At 69.0% G+C, this 16,192-nt stretch carries 16 protein-coding genes; 11 read left to right on the forward strand and 5 right to left on the reverse strand.

Going from position 1 to position 16,192, the window contains the following annotated elements; translation table 11 throughout:
- The first annotated feature begins 63 nt into the window (after positions 1-63).
- From rpmB to rpsR, 4 genes are read left to right on the forward strand one after another with little or no spacing between them, the layout of a single operon-like run.
- Positions 64-300, forward strand: a complete 237-nt coding sequence (rpmB, locus tag OYT95_RS08540; protein ID WP_268791174.1) for a 50S ribosomal protein L28 — start codon at positions 64-66, stop codon at positions 298-300.
- Complete coding sequence (gene rpmG / locus OYT95_RS08545; RefSeq protein WP_268791175.1) at positions 300-467, forward strand: 50S ribosomal protein L33; 168 nt, start codon at positions 300-302, stop codon at positions 465-467. The genes rpmB and rpmG overlap by 1 nt, the downstream gene beginning before the upstream one ends.
- 12 nt (positions 468-479) lie before the next feature.
- Positions 480-785: a 30S ribosomal protein S14 gene (gene rpsN, locus OYT95_RS08550; RefSeq protein WP_005259913.1), complete on the forward strand. Its 306-nt coding sequence runs from the start codon at positions 480-482 to the stop codon at positions 783-785.
- Between the two features lie 9 nt (positions 786-794).
- Entirely contained in the window at positions 795-1,049 is a 255-nt protein-coding gene (gene rpsR, locus OYT95_RS08555; protein ID WP_005238639.1) for a 30S ribosomal protein S18, read from the forward strand.
- 61 nt (positions 1,050-1,110) lie between these two features.
- On the opposite strand, the gene OYT95_RS08560 is transcribed toward rpsR, so the two are convergent.
- The 3 genes from OYT95_RS08560 to OYT95_RS08570 all read right to left on the reverse strand — a co-directional run bounded on the left by OYT95_RS08560 (position 1,111) and on the right by OYT95_RS08570 (position 3,299).
- Complete coding sequence (locus OYT95_RS08560; protein WP_268791176.1) at positions 1,111-1,704, reverse strand: DUF305 domain-containing protein; 594 nt, start codon at positions 1,702-1,704, stop codon at positions 1,111-1,113.
- A gap of 71 nt (positions 1,705-1,775) precedes the next feature.
- A complete protein-coding gene (locus OYT95_RS08565; RefSeq protein ID WP_268791177.1) occupies positions 1,776-2,165 on the reverse strand; it encodes a DUF6153 family protein in 390 nt (129 codons plus the stop codon).
- A gap of 81 nt (positions 2,166-2,246) precedes the next feature.
- Positions 2,247-3,299: a serine hydrolase domain-containing protein gene (locus OYT95_RS08570; protein ID WP_268791178.1), complete on the reverse strand. Its 1,053-nt coding sequence runs from the start codon at positions 3,297-3,299 to the stop codon at positions 2,247-2,249.
- A 141-nt stretch (positions 3,300-3,440) separates the two neighbouring features.
- On the opposite strand from OYT95_RS08570, the gene OYT95_RS08575 reads away from it, so the two are divergent.
- The 5 genes from OYT95_RS08575 (at position 3,441) to OYT95_RS08595 (ending at position 10,759) form a co-directional block, all read left to right on the forward strand.
- The gene (locus OYT95_RS08575; protein WP_268791179.1) at positions 3,441-4,370 is read left to right on the forward strand and encodes an AEC family transporter; all 930 of its coding nucleotides are present in this window, start codon (positions 3,441-3,443) and stop codon (positions 4,368-4,370) included.
- 14 nt (positions 4,371-4,384) lie between these two features.
- Positions 4,385-4,849, forward strand: coding sequence for a hypothetical protein (locus OYT95_RS08580; RefSeq protein ID WP_037243727.1), 465 nt, complete (start codon positions 4,385-4,387; stop codon positions 4,847-4,849).
- 4 nt (positions 4,850-4,853) lie between these two features.
- Positions 4,854-6,014: an MFS transporter gene (locus OYT95_RS08585; protein ID WP_268791180.1), complete on the forward strand. Its 1,161-nt coding sequence runs from the start codon at positions 4,854-4,856 to the stop codon at positions 6,012-6,014.
- Positions 6,015-6,163: 149 nt separating this feature from the next.
- Positions 6,164-9,346, forward strand: coding sequence for an NAD-glutamate dehydrogenase domain-containing protein (locus tag OYT95_RS08590; RefSeq protein WP_268791181.1), 3,183 nt, complete (start codon positions 6,164-6,166; stop codon positions 9,344-9,346).
- A 51-nt stretch (positions 9,347-9,397) separates the two neighbouring features.
- The gene (locus OYT95_RS08595; protein WP_037243721.1) at positions 9,398-10,759 is read left to right on the forward strand and encodes a flavin monoamine oxidase family protein; all 1,362 of its coding nucleotides are present in this window, start codon (positions 9,398-9,400) and stop codon (positions 10,757-10,759) included.
- A gap of 24 nt (positions 10,760-10,783) precedes the next feature.
- Here OYT95_RS08595 and OYT95_RS08600 read toward each other — a convergent pair whose 3' ends face one another.
- A complete protein-coding gene (locus tag OYT95_RS08600) occupies positions 10,784-12,310 on the reverse strand; it encodes a PucR family transcriptional regulator (protein ID WP_268791182.1) in 1,527 nt (508 codons plus the stop codon).
- A 288-nt stretch (positions 12,311-12,598) separates the two neighbouring features.
- On the opposite strand from OYT95_RS08600, the gene OYT95_RS08605 reads away from it, so the two are divergent.
- Together OYT95_RS08605 and OYT95_RS08610 are read left to right on the forward strand one after the other, a co-directional pair.
- Positions 12,599-13,837 carry an MFS transporter gene (locus OYT95_RS08605; protein ID WP_268791183.1) on the forward strand — a complete coding sequence of 413 codons (1,239 nt, stop codon included), beginning with the start codon at positions 12,599-12,601 and terminating at the stop codon, positions 13,835-13,837.
- Between the two features lie 17 nt (positions 13,838-13,854).
- Entirely contained in the window at positions 13,855-15,504 is a 1,650-nt protein-coding gene (locus tag OYT95_RS08610; protein WP_268791184.1) for an amidohydrolase, read from the forward strand.
- A 9-nt stretch (positions 15,505-15,513) separates the two neighbouring features.
- Here OYT95_RS08610 and OYT95_RS08615 read toward each other — a convergent pair whose 3' ends face one another.
- Positions 15,514-16,137, reverse strand: coding sequence for a TetR/AcrR family transcriptional regulator (locus tag OYT95_RS08615; RefSeq protein ID WP_174233837.1), 624 nt, complete (start codon positions 16,135-16,137; stop codon positions 15,514-15,516).
- Between the last annotated feature and the right edge of the window lie 55 nt (positions 16,138-16,192).

The raw sequence follows: 16,192 nt of genomic DNA on the forward strand, positions 1-16,192 counted from the left end.
TTGTCGAAAATGATTGTCATAACCTCTCGTGGCGGTTCCGCGAGGGGACAGGAGAGGAACACCATGTCGGCGCACTGCCAGGTGACCGGACGCCAGCCAGGATTCGGCAAGTCCGTGTCGCACTCCCACAAGCGAACCAACCGGCGCTGGGATCCCAACATCCAGAAGAAGACCTACCTCCTGCCCAGTGAGGGCAGGCGGGTCACCCTCACGCTCTCCGCCAAGGGCATCAAAACCATCGACCGGGACGGCATCGAGGCCGTCGTCGCCCGGATCCGCGCCCGCGGGGACAAGACCTGATGGCCACCCGCAACGAGATCCGCCCGATCGTGAAACTGAAGTCGACGGCAGGCACCGGGTACACGTACGTGACCCGCAAGAACCGCCGCAACGATCCCGATCGTCTCGTGATGAAGAAGTTCGACCCGGTCGTGCGGAAGCACGTCGATTTCCGAGAAGAGAAGTAGCAGACACCGCACATGGCCAAGAAGTCGAAGATCGCAAAGAACGAGCAGCGAAAGATCGTCGTGGCTCGCTGGGCCGAGCGCCGCGCGGAGCTGAAGGAGACCATCCGCCGTCCGTCGAGCAGCGAAGACGAGCGCGCGGAGGCCCGGGCGGCACTGCAGCGTCTGCCCCGCGACGCGAGTCCGGTACGATTGCGCAATCGAGACGCTGCGGATGGACGTCCGCGCGGCCACCTGAGGAAGTTCGGGCTCTCTCGCGTGCGTGTTCGCGAGATGGCGCACCGCGGGGAGCTGCCAGGCGTCCACAAGTCGAGCTGGTAAAGGAAGAAGATGGCAGTCAAGAGAGCACCGTCGAAGAAGCCGCGTCCCGTCGAGGGCCGCAAGCCCAAGAAGAACCCGTTGTTCGCGGCCAAGATCGAGTACGTCGATTACAAGGACATCAACCTCCTCCGCACGTTCATCTCGGACCGCGGCAAGATCCGTAGCCGCCGCGTCACGGGCCTGACCCCGCAGCAGCAGCGTCAGGTTGCCGTCGCCGTCAAGAACGCTCGCGAGATGGCTCTGCTGCCCTTCACGAGCCGGTAACTCGCGCAGGCACCGAAAAGGCCGCGTAATCCTCGGATTACGCGGCCTTTCGTCATTCCGGTCAGCCGAGCGCGGCCTGCATGTCGGCGATCTCCTTCTGCTGGGCGGTCACGATGTCGGTGGCCATCTGCTTGGCCTCCGGGTTCTCACCGTCGGCCAGTTCGGTGTTCGCCACGTCGATCGCGCCCTCGTGGTGCTCGATCATCATGGTCAGCCATTGCCGGTCGAACTCCGTGCCCGACAGTGCCGTCAGGGCGTCCATCTGATCGGCCGACATCATTCCGTCGCCGTGACTCATGCCGTGCATGCCGGACATGTCGGGCGTCGGAACCGGTTTCCCCCACTGCTGGAGCCAGGTCGTCATCCGGTCCATCTCGGGTTGCTGCGCCGCCTTGATCGCGGCGGCGAGAGCCACCACGTCGGCGTTGTCGGTGCGGCCGGCGACCAGGTCGGCCATCTCGACCGCTTGCGCGTGATGCGGGTACATCCCTTCCAGGAACGCGACATCGGCGTCGTTGAACCGCGCCTGCGATTCGACCACGGACGTCGAGGCACCGGACGTCGACGAGGTGCCTGCCGAGTCGGTGCCGCAGCCGGTCAGGACGAGAGCCGCGCCTGCAGCGGCGGCGATCAGGACAGTGTTGGTGGTACGCATGAGGAACTCCTCGAGATCAGTTCGGGAAAATGACAGTCGGATCCGCCGGGGCACACGCCCCGGGCTCCCTGTCACACCCGCAGAATCGAGAGTTCCGCCAAAGAGAACACCGTCCACGGTGGTGGACCGCGCCCCGACTGCACACGGGCGGCGCTCACCCGGGACCGTCGGCCGACGGGATCGGCGGAATGCCACCACAGCAACATCACCGACGTCAGCGCGGCGATCACCACGATCACCCCGGCACACTGATGTCCGGTGAGATGGGGTTGCTCGCAGCCGTCCCCGCCGCAACCGTGGGGGTCCTCGGCGTGGGACGCGGCGGCCGGGGGCTGCTCGTGCACCGCCGCGATCGCGGTCGGCGCGATCAGGCTGTGCATGAGGAGCACCCCGGCGGCGACGGCGATCAGCAGCGCGGCACGCGCCACGACTGTGCGCCTCCGCCCGGTTGCCGTCTCCACACCACCCACTGTAACCGGACATACCCAGCGGGGGTATCAGCGCATGTGAGTGGCGTTGTGTGTCCCGGGACGCGGAAGCACTCACATGGGGGTGTGGGCGAGGATCTCCAGACCCTGCTGCTCGAGTCCGCCGATGGTGTCCGTGAGGATGACGAGCCCGCGGTCGTTCGCGCGGTCGAGCACGACGGTGCACTGGAAACCACCGGTCGCGCCGCCGTGCAGCGTGTAGTCGCGACCTTCGAACGGGACGATCGACCACGTCAGCGCGCGGTAGTTGTCGCCGATCCACCGCGGGTCCATGGCCGCGGCGCCGGGGACCGTCCCGTCGAGGAGTGCCCGGACGTACGTCGACATGTCGTTCGCCGTGGACCGCAATCCGCCGGCCGGGGCGTACGCGTCCAGCGGCCACGGGTCCTGCGACCGGTGCAGGACGTCGAATCCGCGGGTGACGTTCGGGGGCAGGTCGGCGGCGGTGAGCGGCATCCACGACTGCGACAGTCCGAGGGGGACGAGCATGCGCTCGCGGAGCAGCGACGGGTAGTCGGTGTGCGCGGCAGCGGCCAGCGCCTGACCGAGCAGCGCGAAGCCGACGGTCGAATACGAGTAGCTGCCGCGGGTGGCGAGCGGCGCCGACTGCAGTTGCTGCAGCAGCGTCGCCCGGTCGTAGGTGAACGGGTTGGACGCGACCACCCAGTGCCCGACGGCCACCACGGTGTCGGTGCTCATCGGGAACTGCGCCAGCCCGGACGTGTGGGATGCCAGCTCGAGCAGCGTCACGTCGCCGACCGGTGCGCCCTGCAGCGGAAGCAAATCTCCGACCTTCGTGTCCTCGCGCACCTCGCCCCGGGCGACGGCGTCGACGAACAGCTCCGCGGTGAACGTCTTGGTGACGGAACCGATCTCGAAGTCGGTGTCCTCGGTGGCCCCGAAATTCGCGAACCGGGTGCCGGACGCGTCGATGTACGCGACGCTCGCGTTCTCGCGGTAGCTGCGCCCGAGGACCTGCCCGGCGAGTGCGATCAGTTGCGGATCCCCACTCGACGGCGGGGCGAGCGCGGACGCCACGGGAGCGGCACCCCAGGCGAGGATCCACGCGCAGAACAGCGCACAGAGGACGGTCGTTCGACGCAGCATTGCGACTCCTCGAGCGCGACGGAACACGCGCACAGACGATCTCCCCGACCGGAGGCTATTGTCACCCACCCGAATGCCGAGCACTAGACTTCGGAAGGTTTGCCGACAGGAGGCTGACCTGTCGAGGAGGTGCCCCGCAGCGTGTCGGGAGTGGTTGCGGGATTCACCGTCATATTCGTCATCATCGCCATCGGCTACCTGCTCGGCCGTCGCGGGACGCTGGGCGCGGAGGGCGAATCCGTCCTGGGCAGGCTGGTGTTCTTCGTCGCCACACCGGCGCTGCTGTTCGATTCGCTCGCATCGTCCGACCTCTCCGTGATCTTCTCGCCCACTCTGGCCGTCGCGGCTGTCACGGCATTGACGGTCGGCGCACTGTACATGGTCGTCGCGCGGGTGTGGCTACGCAGGTCCCTTCCGGAACTGACGATCGGCGCACTGTCGGCGTCGTACGTGAACTCCGCGAATCTCGGCATCCCCATCGCGGTGTTCGTCCTGGGCGACGCGTCGTTCGTGGCACCGCTGCTGCTGTTCCAGATCATCGCGTACTCCCCCATCGCCCTCACCATCCTCGACGTCACCACGCTCCGCCGCGGTGCGTCGCGACTCGACACGATCACCGCGCCGTTCAAGAACCCGATCGTCGTGGCGGGCGCCGCGGGACTGCTGATCGCTCTCCTCGGGTGGACACCCCCGGAAGCCCTGATGCAGCCGTTCCGGCTCATGGGTGGCGCGTCGGTTCCGGGTGCGCTGCTCGCATTCGGCATCTCGCTCTACGGGGTGCGGGTGCTGGAGAAGGGGACGAGTCCGCGACGCGACGTCGCGCTGGCGTCGGTGCTCAAGATCGTCGTGCAACCGGTGCTGGCCTACCTGATGGCGCGCTATCTGCTCGGGCTCGACGGCCACGAACTGTTCGCCATCGTGGTGGTGGCGACGCTGCCGACGGCACAGAACGTCTTCGTCTACGCCAGCCGGTACGGGGTGGGAACCGTCCTGGCGCGGGACACCGCTTTCGTCACCACTTTGGCTGCGATTCCGGGGATTGCGCTGGTCTCCGGCCTGCTCGCGGGATGAGGTTACCGTGGCATATGCGCGTAATCGCCCTCGCAGTGCTGGCCTGCCTCGCCCTCGCCGGATGCGGGTCCGGTTCGAGCACCGACGAACCGACGATTCCCCCGGAGATCGCGTCCGCAGTGGATCCCAGCCCGACCAATCCGTCGTCGGGGATGCCCATTCCCTCCGAAGTGCCCGGCGACGAGTTCGGCACCGTCTTCGAGTCGCGACCCGACATCGTCCGGGCGAATCCCACGCCGTTCGAGTCGTGGTCCCGTGCGGACGGCAACATGGTGGCGATCCACTTCGTCACCGGAACCCCGGAGTGTTACGGCGCCGCCGCGACGGTCACCGAGACCGACACCACGGTCACGATCTCGCTGCGCACCGGCACCCTCCCGGAGGCAGCCGACAAGATGTGCATTCTCGTCGCCGTGTTCGGCACCCTCGAAGTCCCGTTGCAGGCGCCACTCGGCAATCGCCAGGTGATCAACGGATGACCCGGTGAAGCACTGGTTCCTCAACGTCTGCATCGCCACTGCTCTGCTCCAGGCCGTCTATCACGCCGTCCGCGTTCTCGTCTCCTACCGCGTCCTCGCGCTCGGCGGCGACGCCGTCACGATCGGCATCGTCACCGCCCTGTTCTCGCTGGCACCGCTGCTCGTGGCGGTCCGGATCGGACGCGCCGTGGACCGGCGGCACGCCGCCGCGATCCTCCGGACCGGTGTGGTGCTGACGTCGCTCGGGGTCCTGGTGATCGCCGTCAGCAGCGACCTGATCGTCCTCGGGCTCGGCAACGTGATCCTCGGATTCGGCCAGATCCTCGTGACCGTCGCCGCGCAGGGATTCGTCACGCTCCTCTCCCCACCCGGTGAGCTGGACCGGGGTTTCGCCGGATTGACGCTCGGCGTCTCGGTCGGCCAGGCCATCGGAGTTCCGCTGGTCGGGCTGATCGCGGCGGGAAGCTCGGACGGCGGCGGCGTCGAGACCACTCTGGCGTTGACGGTGATGGGGGTGGTGTCGCTGGCCGCGATCCCGTTCGCCTGGCCGATCCGCGAACGCCCGCAGCCGGCGGAGTCGGCGTCGAAGGGCGACCGGCAGTCCGTGTTCAGCATGATCTCGACGACGGGGATGCGGCCTGCCGTGTTCAGCAGCCTGATCGTGCTGGCGTCGGTCGACGTCGTCGTCGCGTATCTCCCCGTTCTCGGGCACGAGTTCGGTTTCAGCGTTCTGCTGGTGACGTTGCTGCTGACCGCGCGTACCGCGGCGTCGATCGTGTCGCGCGCGTTCCTGCCGTGGCTGCTCACCCGCGTGCCGCGGCAGAAACTGCTGATCTCCGCCACGCTGTGCTCGGCACTGCCCACCGCCCTGCTGCCATTTGTCCCAGACCCGGTCGGGATGGCGTTGCTCCTCGTCGTGGCCGGATTCTTCTGGGGCATCGGTCAACCACTGACGATGACGTGGGTGGCCGGGCTCGTCACCGCCGCCAACCGGGCGGCGGCGCTGTCGCTGCGCCTGACCGGCAACCGGCTCGGGCAGGTACTGATTCCGCTGACCGCGGGCGCCGCGGCGGGGGTCGCGGGCACGTCGTCGATCTTCGTGATCACCGGCGGGCTGCTCGGCACGGCAGCGGTCTCCACCTGGCGAGCTGTGAGTACTTGTTAACCGCCCGCGGTTAACAAGTACTCACAGCTCCGAAACGTCGCGTCCGCCGCGGCACGACGCTCCACTTCGTCGGATGTGGCGTGCGTCTCTTCTCGACACACTGGTTCCCAAGTCACGCGTTTGCCAGATCAGGGGTCAGGAGCCACACGATGAGCTATACCGGTGTCATTCCGAGCACGACCGACACACCCCGTCCACGCCAGGACGAGGCCGCCGTGTCGAGCGCGGTCCTGGCGTCCGGAGGGACCACTCCGCGGCTGCGGTTCGTCGACACGGCGGATGCACCGCCCGAACCGGCCGCCGTCATGGTCTGGCCGCAGGGCACCCCGTTGCTCGCCGAGTTGGTCGCGCTGTTCGCGGACCTCGGTTTGCGGGTCGCGTCCCACGAACAACTGCCCGCGGGTGAGCCCGGCAGCCCGCTGGTCCACCGGTTCGACTTCAGCACCGGCGACTTCGCCTGGGACGCGGACACTCCGGGCCTGCTGTCCGACGCGTTCGAGGCCGCGGCCGCCGGTCATCTGGAGGTCGACGGATTCACCCGGCTCGTCGCCGCGGCGAACCTGACGTGGACGGACGCCGTCCTGGTCCGGGCGGCCTGCCGCTACCTCCGCCAGGTGGGGCTGGGACTGTCGGAACCCAACATCGTGGCGATCCTGTTGCGGCACAACGATTTCGTGCGCGGATTCCGCGACCTGTTCACCGCCCGTTTCGACCCCGCCGTCACCGGCACCGACCGCGACAGCGCCGTCGCGGACGCGGAGCGCGTGCTGCTCACCGCGATCGATCGCACCGCGACGATGGACGAGGACCGTCTGCTCCGCGGCCTGCTGTCGTTCACGTCGGCCGTGCTGCGCACCAACTGGTTCCAGCACGACCGCACGATCAGCGCCGCCCCCGCGGCGTTCAAGATCGACCCGTCGCTGTTGTCGCTGTCCGCGGCCGTGACTCCGTATCGCGAGATCTTCGTGCACTCGCCGATCGTCGAGGGCAGCCATGTCCGCAGCGGTCCGGTCTCGCGCGGAGGCCTGCGGTGGTCGGACCGCAAGGACGACTTCCGCACCGAGGTTCTGGGTCTGATGAAGACGCAGCACGTGAAGAACTCGCTGATCGTCCCGATGGGCGCGAAGGGCGCGTTCGTGGTGCGCACCGAGACAACCCCGGACGCGGTCCGCGCGGCGTACACGAGCTTCATCGACGGACTGCTCGACGTCACCGACGACATCGTCGACGGTGAGGTGGTCCATCCCCGCGACACGGTGATCTACGACGACGCCGACCCGTATCTGGTGGTGGCCGCGGACAAGGGCACGGCCCGATTCTCCGACCTGGCCAACAGCATCGCGACGCGCCGCGGATTCTGGCTCGGCGACGCGTTCGCGTCCGGCGGCTCCGCCGGCTACGACCACAAGGCGATGGGCATCACGGCGCGCGGCGGATGGGTCTCCGTCCGCAGGCATTTCGCGGAGATGGGCAAGAACGTCGACACCGACGCGTTCACCGTGGTCGGCATCGGCGACATGTCCGGCGACGTGTTCGGCAACGGCATGCTGCTCAGCCGCGCCATCCGGCTGGTCGGCGCGTTCGACCACCGGCACATCTTCCTCGACCCCGAACCGGATTCCGAGGCCTCCTACCGCGAACGCGAGCGCCTCGCGTCCGTGTCCGGCAGCAGCTGGGACGACTACGACCGGAACCTCGTCTCGGCGGGCGGCGGCGTGTGGCCGCGGACCGCGAAGAAGATCCCGCTGTCGCCGCAGGTGCGTGAACGCCTCGGCGTCACCGCCACCGAACTGCCCCCGCACGAGGTGGTGAAGGCACTGCTGACCGCGGACGTGGACCTGCTGTGGAACGGCGGAATCGGCACGTACGTCAAGGCTTCCACCGAGGGGCACGCCGACGCCGCGGACCCGGCCAACGACGCCGTCCGGGTGGAGGCGAGCGACGTGCGCGCCGCGGTGATCGGCGAGGGCGGCAACCTCGGTCTCACGCAGCGCGCCCGGATCGAGTACGCGCTGAACGGCGGCCGGATCAACGCCGATTTCATCGACAACGCCACCGGGGTCGCCACCTCGGATCGGGAAGTGAACCTGAAGGTCGCGCTGGACGCGGCCGTGGCGGCGGGCGAACTGCCCGCCGCGGAACGGAACACGCTGCTCGCCCGCGTGCAGGACGAGATCGGCGAATCGGTGCTCGCCGACGCCGCCTCCCAGACGCTCGCCATCAGCCTCGCCGAGGTCCACGCACCGTTCCTGCTCGGACGTCACGAGCGGCTGATCGAGAACCTCGAGCGGGACGCCGGGATCAGCCGGGCCGCGGAGGTCCTGCCGTCGGCGGCGGAATTGTCCGCGCGGCACCGCGCCGGCCAGGGACTGGTCCGGCCGGAGATCGCGGTTCTGCTCGCACAGTCGAAGAACCTCGTCGTCACCGAACTGCTCGCCTCCCCCGTGCTCGACGACGCCGTGTTCGACGGTGTTCTCGCCGACTACTTCCCGGCGTCCATCCGCGAACGCGTTCCCCAGCAGATCAGCGGTCACCGGCTCGCCCGGGAGATCGTGGCCGTCATCGTGGCCGGCGACATGATCGACCGTGTCGGACCGGGCCTGATCCACCGCCTCGAGGAGCGGCTCGGCGTCGGCACCCCCGAGATCACCGTCGCGTACGCGGTGGTGCGGCAGGTGTTCGACATCGACCGCCTGTGGAACGAGGTCCTCACCCTGCCCGGCGCGTCCCACCGGACCCGGCTGAACCTGCACTTCGGCATCCAGGACCTGATCGAGCGCACCACGTCCTGGCTGCTGCGGCATCGCGCCGCGGGCACGGACGCGCAGCAGCTGATCGAGCGCTTCGCGAAGCCGGTCCAGGAACTCGCCGCGGCGCTGCCCCGACTCACGGGTGCCCCCGCCCAGGACCTGGGCACGCTGCGGATCCTCGCGCAGGCCTTCGCACTGGAGACCACCGCGCAGTCACTCGACCTGCCGATCACCCAGGTCGCCGAGACGTACCGCGAATTCGGCCGTGTCGTGGGCCTCGACTGGCTGTCGGAACGGTTCTCCGTCGGCGAGACCGGGACCGCGTACTGGGAGGCGATGGCGGGCGCCGTCCTCGTCGACAACCTGCAGGAACACTGGCACGGCCTGATCGGACTGGTGCTGCGCGACGCCTCGCCCGCGACGTCCGCCGCCGACGCCGTCGCCCAGTGGCTGACCGAACACACCACCGCCGCGGACCGCCTGGCACAGATGCTCGGCGAGCTGCGGAGCCACGACCGCGTGGACAACTCGAGCATCTGCGTCATCGATGCCGAACTGTCGCTCGCGCTCACCCGCTGCTAACAGAACCCCCTTTCACGAACCCGTCAGCACTTCAACCAAAGGAGCTCGAAAGTGCCTACTCTCCAACGTGATGTCGCCATCGTCGGCGCCGGCCCGTCCGGCCTGGCCGCAGCCACCGCGCTGCGCAAGGCGGGGCTGTCCGTCGCGGTCCTGGAGGCGCGCGACCGCGTCGGAGGTCGGACCTGGACCGACACCATCGACGGCGCGATGCTGGAGATCGGCGGCCAGTGGGTCTCCCCCGACCAGACGACGCTCATCGCCCTGCTCGACGAACTCGGCCTCGAGACGTTCGACCGGTACCGCGAGGGTGAGTCCGTCTACATCTCCGCCGCGGGCGAACGCACCCGCTACACCGGCGAATCCTTCCCCGTCGACGAGACGACCCGCAAGGAGATGGACCGGCTGATCCAGATCCTCGACGACCTCGCCGCGCAGGTCGGGGCCGAGGAGCCCTGGGCGCACCCGCTGGCCCGCGAACTGGACACGATCTCGTTCAAGCACTGGCTGATCGAGCAGTCCGACGACGCGGAGGCCCGCGACAACATCGGCCTGTTCATCGCAGGCGGCATGCTGACCAAGCCCGCTCACTCGTTCTCGGCGCTGCAGGCCGTGCTCATGGCCGCGTCCGCCGGATCGTTCTCGCACCTGGTGGACGAGGACTTCATCCTCGACAAGCGCGTCATCGGCGGCATGCAGCAGGTGTCGATCCGGATGGCGGCCGCCCTCGGCGACGACGTCTTCCTGAACGCGCCCGTGCGCACCGTCCAGTGGAGCGAGGACGGCGCAGTAGTGCTGGCGGACGGGGACATTCGCGTGGAAGCGTCCCGCGTCGTGCTCGCCGTCCCGCCGAACCTGTACTCCCGCATCTCCTACGACCCGCCGCTGCCGCGCCGCCAGCACCAGATGCACCAGCACCAGTCGCTGGGACTCGTCATCAAGGTGCACGCCGTGTACGAGACCCCGTTCTGGCGTGAAGACGGCCTCGCCGGCACCGGATTCGGCGCGTCCGAGGTCGTCCAGGAGGTGTACGACAACACCAACCACGAGGACACCCGGGGAACCCTCGTCGCGTTCGTGTCGGACGAGAAGGCCGACGCGATGTTCGAACTGAGCGAGGAGGAGCGTCGCGCCACCATTCTCGGCTCGCTCGCCCGCTACCTCGGACCGAAGGCCGCCGAGCCGGTCGTCTACTACGAGTCCGACTGGGGCTCCGAGGAATGGACCCGGGGCGCGTACGCCGCGAGCTTCGACCTCGGTGGCCTGCACCGGTACGGCAAGGACTCGCGGACGCCGGTCGGACCGTTCCACTTCTCCTGCTCGGACATCGCCGCCGAGGGCTACCAGCACGTGGACGGCGCCGTGCGGATGGGTCAGCGCACCGCCGCAGACATCGTCGCCCGCCTCGGAAAGTAGTCCCGTCCGATCATCGCCCGGCAGTCACGACTGCCGGGCGATGATCGCGAGCAGCAGTTCGGCCCGCACCCGCGCCACGTCCAGCCGGCAGTCGATCAACGATTCGATCCGCGCCATGCGGCTGCGCAGGGTGTGCCGGTGCACGCCCATCGCCGCCGCCGCCGACTCCCAGTGCCCGTTCGCCTCGAGAAACGCCCGCAGCGATCCCAGCAGTTCCGTGCCGTTGGTGCGGTCGTAATCGTCGATCGGCGCGATCATCGTGTCCGCCAGGGAGTTCAGCACCTCCCGCGTCGAGCTGAAGGCGAGCAGCGCGCTACCGGTCAGCGCCGCGAACTCCAACGGCTCCGCCCCCGCCTCGGCGGCCGACGCGGCCAGCTGGGACTGTTCGATGGCCGCCACCAGACCGGCGACCTCCCGCCTCCCGCTCAACCCCGCACGGATCGCCTTCCGCGCCGGCGCGGGCAGTCCGCGCAGCATCGCCCGCGCGAAGTCCACGTCGTCGGTGCCCCGCAGCAGAACGGTGACCCGCGTAGCGTGACGGCGCGAGAAGAGTTGCCGTCCGGCCTTGTTCATGGCGACCGCGACCGCCGACTCCACCCGTTCCGCGAGTGCCGGTGTCTCGGCCACGACCGTGAGTCCGCGGACCATCCCGTCCGCGTCCGCGGCGTGCCGGATCTGCGACCAGGCGGGCGCGAGGTCGCGGTCCTCGGTGAGCAGCAGGCCGAGGGCGTGCGAATTGAGCCGGTTCTGTGCGGTCCTGAGCCGTACCGGCTTCTCGAAATCCAAGGCGAGCAACGAGTTCGCGTGGCCGAGCAGGATCTGGTCCACGTGGCTGAGCGCGGTGGGACTGATCACGGCGAGATGTCCGTGCGGGGTGCTGCCGACACTGATCTGCTGCACCGTGATCGACGCGCCCGACCGTGCCAGCGACACACTGCTCGACGCTCCGCCGGTGCCTGCCTCGAGCACTTCCCGCAGTTCCCCGAGCACGTCCTCCGCGGGCTGCGCCGGATGGGACTCCAGCACCCGGCCGGACAGGTCGAGGAGCAGGACGGTGGCCGACGTGGCGACGGCCAGCTCGCGCACGGTGGCGCCGGTGCCGCCCTGGATGACGGCGCGGGTCATCCGCGGTTGCGCCCGGGACGCGCGCAGCACCGCCTCGTACTCCTGCTCCGCGAGTCGGTTCATGACCCGCTTGACCACGGCCGCGAACGGTGTCGGCAACGGCACCTCGAGCAACGGCAGCCCGATCTCGTCGGCGACGGCCACCAGGTCCTCGGGCACCTCCGGGTGCGAGAGGCCGGTGCCGAACCCGACCGCGGCCACCCCGGCTTCACCGAGGCCGCGCAGGTATCGCGCCCGGTCGGCGGCGGTCAGCGGAAGCCGGATGCCGGTGGTGAGGAGCAATTCTCCGCCGGAGAGCCACCGGAAGGGGTCTTGCAGTTCGGTGGTGTGGGCGAACGTGATCTCGTTGCCGAGACCGGCGGCGCCGCCCTTCAACTCGAGAGCCAGGTCCGGCTGGGACAACATCCAGCGAACGGCAACGGTCATGTCGGCTCCTGCGCAGTTGCGGTCGGGTCCGTGCCACCCTGACCGGTCGGAATCGGGATGGCGCTGGACAAGTTGGCCAGCGGGGCCCGAGCGACTACTCCATTGTGTCAGACGTCGACCTCGGGCAACGCCGAAACCCAACATTAACGAATTGAGTTCGTTTGCCCCCTTGCGTATGGCGCGCACCCTCCGCATACTTAACGAATCCAATTCGCTAAGTGACCCACGTCTCACGCGGGCCGCCACCCGAGACACGGAGTTGTCGTTGACCCACCCCAGGAATCCCACGTGACCGCCGCCGTCCGCGTCCCACTGACACTCGGCCGCGGTATCGCCACGTTCAGCGTCTTCGTCGTCGGCTACATCACGGCCAATCTGATCCCGCTCATGATCATCGCGATGGTCGACGATCTCGGCATCACCCAGACCGTCGCGGGCGCCGTCCTCACCGGCTCCCTGCTGGCTACCGCGCTCGTCTGCCTCGCGACCACCCGGTGGGCGGCGGGGCGCTCGCGCCACCTGCTCGGCCGCGTCAGCCTCGTCGTGATGGCCGCCGGATTCGCCGTCGCCGCCACAATCCACTCGGCGCCGATCGCGTGCACCGCGATCATCGTCGGCGGGATCGGTGCCGGCGGCGCGGTCGCGGTCGGCGGGGCGGCCCTGGCCGCGCTGAACAATCCGAACCGGGTGTCCGGGATCAACGGGCTCGTCAACCGCACCGCGGTCACCGGGATCCTGGCACTGATCCCGATCCTCGGCCTGCACATGACCAATGCCTTCGGAATCGTCGCGGTGCTGGCGGTGGCGACGGTGTTCACGATCACCTGGTTGCCGTCCGCCCCCGCCGTCGAGGACGACGAGGCGAGCACCGCGCGCACCCGGACCCCGTTGCCCGAGGGCGTCACCGAGAAGAAGCTGGCCGTCGCCGGATTCACCCTGCTCGTGCTCTTCGCGATCTGGGCGATCGGCGAGGACTCGCTGTGGGCCGTGTCCGGCATCATGGGCGCCGAACACGCCGCCCTGACGGAACAGCAGATGGGTCTGGCCCTCAGCCTCTCCACCGCAGGCGGCATCGGCGCCGCCCTCGTCCTGACCGCGCTCGGTTCCCGCCTCGGACGCACCGTCCCCACCGCCGTCCTCCTCGTACTCGGCGCCGCCCTCAAACTGGGCTCGTGCCTCGCCACCGATTCGACGACGTATCTGGTGCTCATCATCGCCTGGAACACGGTGTACGCCGCGGCGTTCATCTACGTGGTGGCCATCGCGGCCGCGCTGGACTCGTCCGGCCGCTGGTCCGCCCCGCTCCTCGGGACGTATCTGGTGGGGTCCGCGTTCGCCCCGCTCTTCGGCACCCTCGTGACCGGCGCAGTCGGCTACGTCGCGTTCGGGTTCGTCCTGGCGGGCATCAGCCTCGTCCTGCTCGTGCCGATCGTGTCGATCGCCCGCCTGTCGACGCGCACCGAGCGCGCGTCCGCGTCACCCGGACAGGATCCCACTGCCCGGTACACCACCTCGGTCGTCGTCTGACGGAAAGAGAGAACACCATGAACACCGACACGACGACCCACTACCGCGGCGGCCGGATCTTCACCGCCGCCGAACCCGCCTGGGCCGAGTCGATGATCGTCCAGGGCGATCGCCTCACGTACGTCGGCGACACCGCCACCGCCGACACGCTGTCCGGCGAAGCCCGCGTCGTCGAACTCGGCGGAGCCTTCGTCCTGCCCGGCTTCATCGACGCCCACACCCACCTGCTGATGATGGGCCAGGCCCTCCAGAAGGTGGACCTGCAGAGCGCCGCGGATCTGAACGACATCCAGGACCGTCTCCGCCGGTTCGCCGCCGAGAACCCGGACGCACCCCGGCTCCTGGGACGCAGCTGGCTGTTTCCCGCACTCGAGGGGCAGGCGCCGACACGGCAGATGATCGACGCGGCCGAGGCCGACCGACCCGTGTACCTCGATTCCAACGATGTGCACTCGGCGTGGGTGAACACGGCCGCGCTCTGCGAACTCGGGATCGACGCGGACACCCCGGACCCGATCGGTGGCCGGATCGAGCGCGATCCCGTCACCGGCGAGGCCACCGGCATGCTCTACGAGACGGCGGTGACCCAGATCGTGTGGCCCACCCTCGCGAAGCTGGTCAGCGACACCGAGCGGGACGTCGCCCTCGCGGCAGCGTTCGAGCAGTATCTCGCGGACGGCGTCACCGGGGCGGTCGACATGGCGCTCGGCGCGGACGAAGTCGAGGCTCTCGAGCGCGCACTGGCCGCGGGCGGGGGCACGCTGCCGCTCCGGGTGGCCGGGCACTGGCTGATCGAACGCACCGACTCGGACGAGGAGAACGTCCGCCAGGTGCACGAGGCGGTGGAGCACCAGAGACGCCTGCAGGGTCCGTGGCTGCGGATGGCCGGGATCAAGATCATCATCGACGGCGTCATCGACAGCTGTACCGCGGCGATGAAGGAGCCGTACTCGGACGGCACGAACGCCGAACCGATCTGGGACCTCGCCTCGCTGGCACCGGTGGTCGTCGCGGCGGATGCCGCCGGCCTGCAGGTGGCCCTGCACGCCATCGGCGACGAGGCGTCGGAGATCGCGCTCGCCGCGCTCGAACAGGCGATCGCCGCCAACGGGATTCGCCCGCGTCGGCACCGGATGGAGCACCTGGAGACGATCACGAAGGACAACGTGCAGCGGCTGGCTCGCCTCGGCATCGTCGCATCGATGCAGCCGGTCCATGCCGACCCGGCGATCCAGGACAACTGGCGGGCGATGCTGGGCGACCATCGGGTCGAGCGGGCGTTCCCGTGGCCCGAGATGACCGCCGCGGGCGCCGTCCTCGCGCTGGGGTCCGACGCCCCCACAGCGCCGCATCCTCCGCTGCCCAACATGTACATCGCGACGACGCGCAAGTCCGCGATCGATCCGGCGCTCGCGCCGAACCTGCCCCAGTACGCCCTGCCGATGGCGGACGCGCTCGCGCACGCCACCCGCGACGCCGCCTACTCGTGCCGCTGGGACGACCTCACCGGTCAACTCGTCGCGGGCAAGGCCGCCGACTTCGTCGTCCTCGACGGGGATCCGTTCACCGCCGGCGCCGATTCCCTCCTCACCGCGCGGGTGCAGCTGACCGTGGTGGCCGGCGCGGTGCGTCACGAGGTGGAGGTGGCGGGCAGCCACCCTGCGTAGCCTTCCCGGTCAGTCCCGTTCGGCTGCGGCGTCTTCCGTGACGCCGCAGCCGATCTGCTCGCAGAACCCCAGCATCGCCGTGCGCGCGGCATCGACGGTGATGAGACTGTTTCCGCCGACGATGTGCAGGCCGTACGCGTCTTCGAGGGCAACCAGATTCATTGCCGCCTGGTCGATGTCGCCGCGCACGGCGAACTGCCCCGAACTGTGCCCGTCACCGAGGATGGCGCGGTACGTCGCGAGCTGCCGCAGGTACATCTTCTGCACCAGTTCGTCGTGCAGCGCCGAAGTGCCTGTCATGAAGTCGAATTCGTAGAGCAATCGCATCAGGGTGTCGTCGGGACCGCTCGGCAGCCCGGCGTCGATGGCCGTCCGCAGCTTGGCGGCGTACGACGTCTGCGCGGCCACCGCCTCGTCGCGCAGGTCGCAGTAGCGCTCGGTGCCTGCCCGGTGCGCCTCGACGAGAAGCGAATCCAGATCGTCGAAGTAGTAGAGGAGCGCGCCGCGCGTCAGCCCCGCGCGCTTCGCGACATCGGTCAGGGACAGCGACCTGAGCCCGTGCGCGGATCCCGCCTGCAGCGTCGCCTCGATGAGCTCGGAACGCCGCTGCTTCTGAGTGTTCGGTCGTGCCATGCCGTTGACACTAGCCGACGTGATCTGTGACACTCGGCCTAGTTGTTTGACGGAT

This window comes from Rhodococcus sp. JS3073, assembly GCF_026810085.1.
GTDB lineage: Bacteria > Actinomycetota > Actinomycetes > Mycobacteriales > Mycobacteriaceae > Rhodococcus_F > Rhodococcus_F wratislaviensis.

What these genes read in the sequence shown, in the direction of transcription:
- rpmB (WP_268791174.1), top strand. Translation starts at nt 64, where the DNA reads ATGTCGGCGCACTGCCAGGTGACCGGACGCCAGCCAGGATTCGGCAAG.
- rpmG (WP_268791175.1), top strand. Translation starts at nt 300, where the DNA reads ATGGCCACCCGCAACGAGATCCGCCCGATCGTGAAACTGAAGTCGACG.
- rpsN (WP_005259913.1), top strand. Translation starts at nt 480, where the DNA reads ATGGCCAAGAAGTCGAAGATCGCAAAGAACGAGCAGCGAAAGATCGTC.
- rpsR (WP_005238639.1), top strand. Translation starts at nt 795, where the DNA reads ATGGCAGTCAAGAGAGCACCGTCGAAGAAGCCGCGTCCCGTCGAGGGC.
- OYT95_RS08560 (WP_268791176.1), bottom strand. Translation starts at nt 1,704, where the DNA reads ATGCGTACCACCAACACTGTCCTGATCGCCGCCGCTGCAGGCGCGGCT.
- OYT95_RS08570 (WP_268791178.1), bottom strand. Translation starts at nt 3,299, where the DNA reads ATGCTGCGTCGAACGACCGTCCTCTGTGCGCTGTTCTGCGCGTGGATC.
- OYT95_RS08580 (WP_037243727.1), top strand. Translation starts at nt 4,385, where the DNA reads ATGCGCGTAATCGCCCTCGCAGTGCTGGCCTGCCTCGCCCTCGCCGGA.
- OYT95_RS08590 (WP_268791181.1), top strand. Translation starts at nt 6,164, where the DNA reads ATGAGCTATACCGGTGTCATTCCGAGCACGACCGACACACCCCGTCCA.
- OYT95_RS08600 (WP_268791182.1), bottom strand. Translation starts at nt 12,310, where the DNA reads ATGACCGTTGCCGTTCGCTGGATGTTGTCCCAGCCGGACCTGGCTCTC.
- OYT95_RS08610 (WP_268791184.1), top strand. Translation starts at nt 13,855, where the DNA reads ATGAACACCGACACGACGACCCACTACCGCGGCGGCCGGATCTTCACC.
- OYT95_RS08615 (WP_174233837.1), bottom strand. Translation starts at nt 16,137, where the DNA reads ATGGCACGACCGAACACTCAGAAGCAGCGGCGTTCCGAGCTCATCGAG.